Source organism: Bacteroides sp. RTP31139st1_H2_RTP31139_211217 (assembly GCF_040227615.1).
Taxonomy (GTDB): Bacteria; Bacteroidota; Bacteroidia; order Bacteroidales; family Bacteroidaceae; genus Bacteroides; species Bacteroides uniformis.
The window spans coordinates 26,611-35,009 of record NZ_JBCNZM010000003.1; the positions used below are offsets into that span (position 1 = coordinate 26,611).

8 protein-coding genes are annotated in these 8,399 nt (G+C 47.2%); 7 read left to right on the forward strand and 1 reads right to left on the reverse strand.

The genetic code is table 11. From position 1 onward, the window contains the following. Positions 1–76 precede the first annotated feature (76 nt). The 7 genes from ABUA47_RS00925 to ABUA47_RS00955 all read left to right on the forward strand — a co-directional run bounded on the left by ABUA47_RS00925 (position 77) and on the right by ABUA47_RS00955 (position 7,888). Positions 77–2,614 (forward strand): DUF5686 and carboxypeptidase-like regulatory domain-containing protein, encoded by a 2,538-nt coding sequence (locus ABUA47_RS00925; protein ID WP_035449404.1) that lies wholly within the window; start codon positions 77–79, stop codon positions 2,612–2,614. Positions 2,615–2,721: 107 nt separating this feature from the next. Further along, complete coding sequence (locus ABUA47_RS00930) at positions 2,722–4,011, forward strand: inositol-3-phosphate synthase (RefSeq protein WP_035449648.1); 1,290 nt, start codon at positions 2,722–2,724, stop codon at positions 4,009–4,011. A gap of 138 nt (positions 4,012–4,149) precedes the next feature. Continuing rightward, the gene (locus tag ABUA47_RS00935) at positions 4,150–4,623 is read left to right on the forward strand and encodes a phosphatidylglycerophosphatase A (protein ID WP_035449646.1); all 474 of its coding nucleotides are present in this window, start codon (positions 4,150–4,152) and stop codon (positions 4,621–4,623) included. Then, the gene (locus ABUA47_RS00940; protein ID WP_005826761.1) at positions 4,608–5,135 is read left to right on the forward strand and encodes a GtrA family protein; all 528 of its coding nucleotides are present in this window, start codon (positions 4,608–4,610) and stop codon (positions 5,133–5,135) included. The genes ABUA47_RS00935 and ABUA47_RS00940 overlap by 16 nt, the downstream gene beginning before the upstream one ends. Then, positions 5,125–5,778 (forward strand): CDP-alcohol phosphatidyltransferase family protein, encoded by a 654-nt coding sequence (locus tag ABUA47_RS00945; RefSeq protein WP_005826758.1) that lies wholly within the window; start codon positions 5,125–5,127, stop codon positions 5,776–5,778. The genes ABUA47_RS00940 and ABUA47_RS00945 overlap by 11 nt, the downstream gene beginning before the upstream one ends. Continuing rightward, positions 5,775–6,707, forward strand: a complete 933-nt coding sequence (locus ABUA47_RS00950) for a phosphatase PAP2 family protein (protein ID WP_035449402.1) — start codon at positions 5,775–5,777, stop codon at positions 6,705–6,707. Before ABUA47_RS00945 ends, ABUA47_RS00950 begins: the two co-directional genes overlap by 4 nt. 8 nt (positions 6,708–6,715) lie before the next feature. Next, positions 6,716–7,888: an iron-containing alcohol dehydrogenase gene (locus tag ABUA47_RS00955; RefSeq protein WP_035449399.1), complete on the forward strand. Its 1,173-nt coding sequence runs from the start codon at positions 6,716–6,718 to the stop codon at positions 7,886–7,888. An 80-nt stretch (positions 7,889–7,968) separates the two neighbouring features. On the opposite strand, the gene ABUA47_RS00960 is transcribed toward ABUA47_RS00955, so the two are convergent. After that, positions 7,969–8,399, reverse strand: a 431-nt coding sequence (locus ABUA47_RS00960; protein ID WP_349831373.1) for a ribonuclease E/G, incomplete at its 5' end; no start/stop codon positions are given.

The window sequence follows — 8,399 nt, forward strand, 5'->3', positions numbered from 1 at the left end:
ATTTATTCCGTAAAACCGAACTTTAAGAAAAAGTTTTCTTCCGTACCTTTGCCATCCAAATTAGGTAAAACAAGGTATGAAGTTGTTTTTTAGGGTATTTCTGCTTATCCAGCTGGTTACTCTTCCATTGAGAGCACAATATATGGTGCAAGGCGTTGTCACCGATTCGTTGACGAAGGAGCCGTTGCCTTATACGTCAGTTTATCTGAAAGGAACTACGGAGGGAGGGATGACGGACAATAACGGCCGTTTTTCCTTCAAGACCTATCGCCCGGAGGCCACGCTGGTCATTTCGGCCGTGGGATATAATGAATATGTCCGGCTGATTCATCCTGCAAAGTCTTCTAAGTTCAATATTGCCCTTTCGCCAGCCACTTATGCACTGGATGAGGTGGTGGTGAAGCCGAAACGTGAACGGTATAAGAAAAAGGATAATCCCGCAGTGGAGTTTGTACGCAAGATGATAGAGCATCGGGATGACTACTCGCCCGACGAACGCGACTTCTGGAAACGTGACCGCTATGAAAAGATGACTTTTGCCATCAATAACTTCGACAGCTTGAAGCAACAGAAGTGGCTTTACCGTAAGTTCAAGTTTCTGACGGATTATGTCGATACCTCTGCCGTTACCGGCAGGCCGGTATTGGCCATCTCCAACCGTGAGTTGCTTGCCACAGACTATTACCGCAAGTCTCCGCATAGCCGGAAACAGTGGGTCACCGCCCGCAGGCAGGCAGGAGTGGACGAGATGCTTTCCCAGCAGGGTATGGAGCAGGCTATCAGTGTCACCATGACCGATGTAGACCTTTATGAGAACAACATCACCTTGTTCACCAATAAGTTTGTCAGTCCGCTTTCCTCCCTTGGGCCGTCTTTCTACAAATATTATCTGATGGATACGCTTACCGTTGCCGGAAAGCCTTGTGTTGACTTGACATTTGTCCCTTTCAACTCCGAGTCGTTCGGTTTTACGGGACATTTATACGTCATGCTGGACAGTACCTATTTTGTAAAGCGTGCCGTCATGAACTTTCCTCAGAAAATAAATCTGAACTTTGTGGACTACATGAAGATTGAACAGAATTTTGACCGCGCGGAGGACGGTACGAGGCAGTTGCTCAATGAGAGTATCACTACGGAATTCAAGTTGGTGGACAATAGTGACGGTATTTATGCCAAGCGGGATGTGTATTACAGAAACTATCAGTATGAACCGGATGACAAGGCTCTGCAGGCTTTCCGAAAACCGGAAAAGGTGATTGAAGAGACATCGGCTTCCGGCTATTCGGAAGCATATTGGGATGCCAACCGCCAGGTGGAAGTCAGCAAGAAAGAGACTTCGGTGGACAAGATGATGGCCCAGTTGCGCAGCTATCCCGTTTATTTCTGGACGGAGAAAGTGTTGAAGGTGCTGTTCACGGGGTATATTCCCGCTCCGAAGGAAAAAGAACCTTTGTTCTATATCGGTATGATGAATACCACTATCAGCGGAAATACACTGGAAGGGGTGCGCTTGCGTGCCGGCGGTATGACGACGGCATGGCTCAATCCGCATTTGTTCGGCAGGGGCTATATGGCATACGGTTTTCGCGACCATCGTGTAAAGGGACTCGCCGAACTGGAATATTCTTTTCATAGGAAGAAGGAATATGCCAATGAATTTCCTATACATTCGTTGAAGCTCCGTTACTTGTCAGACGTCAATCAATATGGACAACACTATCTTTATACCAGTCAGGATAATGTTTTTCTTGCCTTGAAACGTCAGAAGGATGACCGTATCGGTTATCAGCGGAAGGCGGAACTGACCTATACCAATGAGTTCCATTCCGGCTTTTCCGTACAGATGACGGCGCGCCTGCGTAAAGATGAATCATCCCATCTGATTCCTTTCGTCAAGCAGGATGACCGTAATACGTATGTAAAAAGTATTTCGACCAGTGAACTGGAATTGAAGCTGCGCTATGCTCCCAACGAGAAATTCTTCCAAACCCAATGGAACCGTTTCCCCGTTTCGCTGGATGCTCCGGTCTTTTCGCTTACACATACCATGGCTGCCAAAGGGGTACTGGGAGGAGACTATACCTATCACTATACGGAAGCGGGTTTTCAAAAGCGTTTCTGGTTCTCGGCATTCGGTTATACGGACGTTATCCTGAAGGCCGGGAAAGTATGGAACAAGGTTCCTTTCCCTTTGCTCGTCATTCCCAACGCGAACTTGTCCTATACCATACAGCCCGAGTCCTATTCACTGATGAATGCCATGGAATTCATGAACGATGAATACGCTTCCTGGGATGTGACCTATTACTTGAACGGCTGGCTCTTCAACCGTATTCCTTTGTTGAAAAAGTTGAAATGGCGTGAAGTGCTTTCCTGTCGCGGCTTGTATGGGAATTTGAGTGATAAGAATAATCCGGCTTTTCAGCAGGATTTGTTCCGTTTTCCTGCCGGCAGCACTACAATGGGGCATACGCCATACGTAGAGGCAGGTGTAGGTGTTGAAAATATTTTCAAAGTATTGCGTGTCGATTATGTATGGCGTTTGACTTACCGAAATTTACCAAATATCGACAAATCCGGGCTCAGAATCAGTCTACACATGACATTTTAACTTAAATCTTACTAATAGGACATTAAATCGGATAAAATGACTAATCCCAATTGAGTAAAATACCCTAAATTTGAGCAATTTTTTAAACTCTAAATAATACAATGGCAATGAAAGAAAACATTAAGCCGGCAACCGGACGCCTGGGCGTGCTGGTAGTCGGAGTAGGTGGTGCGGTTGCAACCACCATGATTACCGGTACATTAGCTGCTCGCAAGGGCTTGGCAAAAGCTATAGGCTCAATCACACAAATGGCTGCTATGCGCATGCAGGATGGCAAAGAGAAACTTATCAAAGACATAGTGCCTTTGGCTGATTTGAATGATATCATTTTCGGCGGTTGGGACATTTTCCCGGACAACGCCTACGAAGCTGCTATGTATGCCGAGGTTTTGAAAGAGAAAGACTTGAATTTGGTAAAAGACGAACTGCAAGCCATCAAGCCGATGCCTGCTGCATTCGACCACAATTTTGCAAAACGTTTGAACGGTACGTATATTAAGAAGGCTGCTACTCGCTGGGAAATGACAGAGCAGTTGCGTGAGGATATCCGTAACTTCAAGGCAGCCAATAACTGCGAGCGTATTGCTGTGCTGTGGGCTGCAAGTACCGAAATATATATTCCGCTGTCCAAAGAGCACGAATCTCTCGCTGCTTTGGAGCAGGCAATGAAGGAAAACAATACTGAAGTTATCTCTCCGAGTATGTGCTATGCATACGCTGCCATTGCAGAAGGCGCTCCGTTTATTATGGGTGCTCCTAATCTGTGTGTGGATACTCCAGCCATGTGGGAATTCTCCAAGAAAATGAATGTGCCCATTTCCGGTAAGGACTTCAAGAGTGGCCAGACTTTGATGAAGACGGTGCTTGCTCCGATGTTCAAGACCCGTATGCTGGGTGTAAGCGGCTGGTTCTCTACGAATATTCTGGGTAACCGTGACGGCGAGGTACTCGACCAACCGGAGAACTTCAAGACAAAAGAGGTCAGCAAGCTGTCTGTTATCGACAATATCTTCGAACCGGAGAAATATCCTGACTTGTACGGTGATGTTTATCATAAGGTACGCATCAACTACTATCCTCCTCGTAAGGATAACAAGGAAGCATGGGACAACATCGATATTTTCGGCTGGATGGGCTATCCGATGGAAATCAAGGTTAACTTCCTGTGCCGTGACTCCATTCTTGCTGCTCCCATCGCGCTCGACTTGGTTATTTTCAGTGATTTGGCATTGCGTGCAGGCATGTGCGGCATCCAGACGTGGCTGTCTTTCTTCTGCAAGAGCCCGATGCACGATTTCGAGCATGAGCCGGTACACGATTTGTTCCAGCAATGGCGCATGGTGAAAGAGACTCTCCGCAACATGGTGGGTGAAACAGCACCGAGTTATCTGGATTAAAAAAACAGTGATAAGGTGATAAAAATAAGGTGGTAAGGTGATAGAGTGATAGCACTTTACCACTTTATCACTTTTATTACTTTATTGCATTTATCATTTTACCGTTTTTATCGCATTTATCACCTCATTACTTTTTTGATGAAGAAACCCTCCCTCCTCCCAGTTATTATCGGTACGGGCTTTGGCTCGGGCTTTTCTCCTTTTGCACCCGGCACTGCGGGAGCTTTGCTGGCTACGCTTATCTGGTTCGGGTTGTCTTATCTGGTTTCAAGTGTCTGCCTTTTGTGGCTGACAGTAGCATTGATTTTGGTATTTACACTTGCCGGTATCTGGGCTGCTAACCGCCTGGAGGCATCTTGGGGCGAAGACCCTTCGCGCGTGGTGGTCGATGAAATGGTCGGTGTGTGGATTGCCTTGCTTGCGGCGCCCGCCGGACATGTATGGTATGCATTGGGAGCATTTGTCTTGTTCCGTTTGTTTGATATATTCAAGCCCTTGGGCATTCGCCGTATGGAAAGTCTGCCGGGTGGAATCGGGGTAATGATGGACGATATTCTGTCCGGAGTCTACGGATTTATAATTTTGATTGTGGCAAGATGGATAATCAGTTGAAATCAAATGGCAAAGGTGTGTCGTGGCGCCATTCTGTCTGGATCTTCTTCAAGGCCCAGATTTCTGCGCAATTCGCAAGCTTTGTCGATTTTCTGGTGACTATCCTTCTGGTAAAGGCTTTTGCTGTTTTTTATCTTTATGCCACATTCACGGGTTCCGTGGTAGGAGGCATTGTAAACTGTGCCATTAATTACGGATGGGTGTTCCATGCCGAAGACTGTAAGAAAACGCATGTTGCCGTGAAATATCTCTTTGTCTGGGGAGGCAGCATTATACTGAATACCTGGGGCACTTTTGCACTGACCGAGTGGCTTACGGGCATGACATGGGTCAATGGGCTGTTGGGATATTATATAGACAATGTATTTATTCTGTCAAAGATAATAGTAGCAGTGCTGGTAGCTTTTTTTTGGAACTACCATCTGCAACGTTTTTTCGTTTATCGTAATCACAATATAAAAGGCTTTCTGAAACATTATTTAGAGAACAAAAAAGACGAATATGAATTATAGAGATTGGTTGCAGCAGGTGATATACAAGATTATCAATCCTGTGGTGCATGGTATGATTAGAATTGGCATTACGCCTAACTTTATTACGACTACGGGGCTGGTACTGAATATCGTGGCGGCTGCCTTGTTTGTGTATGCCGGGGTGTACAAGAGTGGTGAACTGGCCTATGTGGGCTGGGGAGGCGGTATTGTGCTCTTTGCCGGGTTGTTTGACATGATGGACGGACGTGTGGCGCGCGTGGGTAAAATGAGTTCTACTTTCGGTGCGCTCTACGACTCCGTACTCGACCGTTACAGCGAGCTCGTGACATTGTTCGGCATCTTCTATTACCTGATGCTGCAAGGCTATTTGTGGGGCTCCATCATTACATTCATTGCGCTGATAGGTTCGCTGATGGTGAGTTACGTGCGTGCCCGTGCCGAAGGTTTGGGGCTGGAGTGTAAAGTGGGTTTCATGCAGCGCCCCGAACGCGTTGTGCTGACTGCCCTCGGTGCCATGTTCTGCGGTATCTTTGGTGATTGTACTTTATTCGACCCGATGCTGATACTAATTGTGCCTATGGCAGTGATTGCAATATTGGCGAATTTGACGGCATTTGCCCGCTTGGCGCATTGCTATAAACTACTGAAAGACAAGGAATGAAAAATAGTTTGTTTCCCTCTGTGAGAGAGGCGGTGCTGGTGATTGTCATCACAGCGTTTTTCCTGATTCTGACAGCGGTCTGTATCGGGCTTCGTCCGGAACATTTCCTGATGGCGGGTATATTTTGGGTATTGTTCTTTGCCGGACAGACAACCCGTAAGTTGGCAGTGGCGCTGTTGCCGTTTTTCATATTCGGCATTTCGTATGACTGGATGCGCGTATATCCCAATTACCAGGTGAATCCCATTGATGTAAAAGGACTTTATGAGGCAGAAAAATCCCTTTTTGGCTTGTCTGTAGACGGTGCTGTCCTTATCCCTTGTGAGTATTTTGCTTTGAACCATTGTCCTGTTGCCGATTTCTTTGCCGGGATATTCTATCTCTGTTGGGTACCGGTTCCCATTGCATTCGGGTTGTGGCTCTATCTGAAGGGTGACCGTAAGGTATATCTTCGTTTTGCGATGGTGTTCCTGCTGGTTAATCTCATCGGTTTTGCCGGCTATTACATCCATCCCGCTGCTCCGCCCTGGTATGCCATGAATTATGGTTTCGATCCGATACTCGACACTCCGGGCAATGTGGCCGGCTTAGGACGTTTTGACGAATTGCTGGGATGTTCCATCTTCAACTCCATTTACGGAAGGAATGCCAATGTATTTGCAGCAGTGCCCTCGCTCCATGCCGCCTATATGGTGGTGGCTTTGGCCTACGCGGTTATGGACCGCAGCAAAAAGTGGTTGATAGCGTTGTTTGCGGTGATTATGGTCGGTATCTGGTGGACGGCTGTCTATTCGGGACACCATTATCTGATTGATGTGATGCTGGGCATCTCTTGTGCATTGCTGGGTATTTTTGTTTTTGAGAAAGGACTGATGAAGTGGGGAGCGTTCGGACGCTTCTTTGAAAGATACAGTCGATACATTAAATAAGGTATACAATGAATAATTTTGTTTTTTATAGTCCTACAGAGTTTGTCTTTGGCAAGAATACTGAAGTGCAAGTCGGTGCATTGGCGCGTAAGTATGGTGCACAAAAAGTGATGATAGTATATGGAGGCGGTTCTGTTGTACGGAGTGGTCTGCTGGATAGGGTGAAGCAATCCTTGCAGGAAGCCGGTGTGGCTTATTGCGAAATGGGAGGTGTCCAGCCCAATCCCATTGACGGGAAGGTATACGAAGGTATTCAGCTTTGCCGTCGTGAGCAGGTGGATATGATGCTTCCTGTGGGAGGTGGTTCGGTCATAGATACGGCAAAGGCCATTGCTGCCGGAGCCCTCTATGATGGTGACTTTTGGGATTTCTTTATCGGTCGTGCCAAGGTGGAGAAAGCGTTGAAAGTAGCCGTGGTGCTGACTATCCCGGCTGCCGGAAGCGAAGGTTCGGGCAATACGGTAATTACCAAGACAGAGACACTCCAAAAACTGGGACTCTGTGCCCCCGAGCATTTGCGTCCCGTATTTTCCATCATGAATCCTGAACTGACCTACACCCTTCCGGCTTATCAGACGGCTTGTGGTATTGCCGACATGATGGCTCACATCATGGAGCGTTATTTCACGAATACACCGGATGTGGAAATCAGCGACCGGCTTTGTGAAGGCACCTTGACAGCTATCATTAAAGAAGCTTACCGGGTGAAACAGCAACCGGACAACTATGCCGCGCGTGCCAACATTATGTGGTGTGGCACTGTGGCGCATAACGGAACTTGTGGGGTAGGGCGTGAGGAAGACTGGGCATCCCATGCACTGGAACATGAAATCAGTGCTATCTATGATGTAGCCCACGGTGCCGGCTTGGCTGTAATCTTCCCTGCCTGGATGGCTTTTATGGCGGAACATAATCCGGCAAAGATAGCCCAGTTTGCCCATCGTGTTTTTGATATACCCAAGTCCGAAGATTTGGAAGAGATGGCTTTGGCAGGTGCTGCCCGACTGAAACACTTTTTCCGTTACATGGGCTTGCCGGTTGGCTTTAAGGAGTTGGGTATCGAGCATCCCGATATAGACCGTATGCTCGTCAGTCTGCGGCGCAATAAAGGCGAACTGCTTGGCAACTACGTGAAGCTGACCATGACTGATTGCAGGGAAATCTATCGTTTGGCTTTATAGCGGAAGGCATGTTTGGGGAGAGCTCCCCCAAAGCAAGAGCTAAAAAAGACGGCGAAGATAAATACCCTTCGCCGTCTTTTTTATTTGATTTCGATTTCTTCCTTCATGTCTATCTCTTCCCCTTGCAGGTCGTAGAATACATATTCCAGGAATGCTAATTTCTGGTTTGGAATAATCTTGATACCGAATCCGTACTTCATCTGCCACTTCCGTTTCAGGGAGACGAGTCCCTGATTGACGTAGGCTGCGATGTACGGGTGGATGTGTAACGAGAATTTCTTTATCTTCAATTTGTTGACCAGGTAGTCAATCTTACTCTCTAAGGTGTCCGTAAAGAGGATGGACGATTTGATGGTGCCTTTACCGAAGCAGGTGGGGCAGGTTTCCGTCGTATTTACATCCATAGCCGGGCGTACACGCTGGCGTGTAATCTGCATCAGTCCGAATTTACTGAGCGGCAGGATGTTGTGACGTGCTCTGTCTTTCTGCATGTTGGCACACATACGTTCGT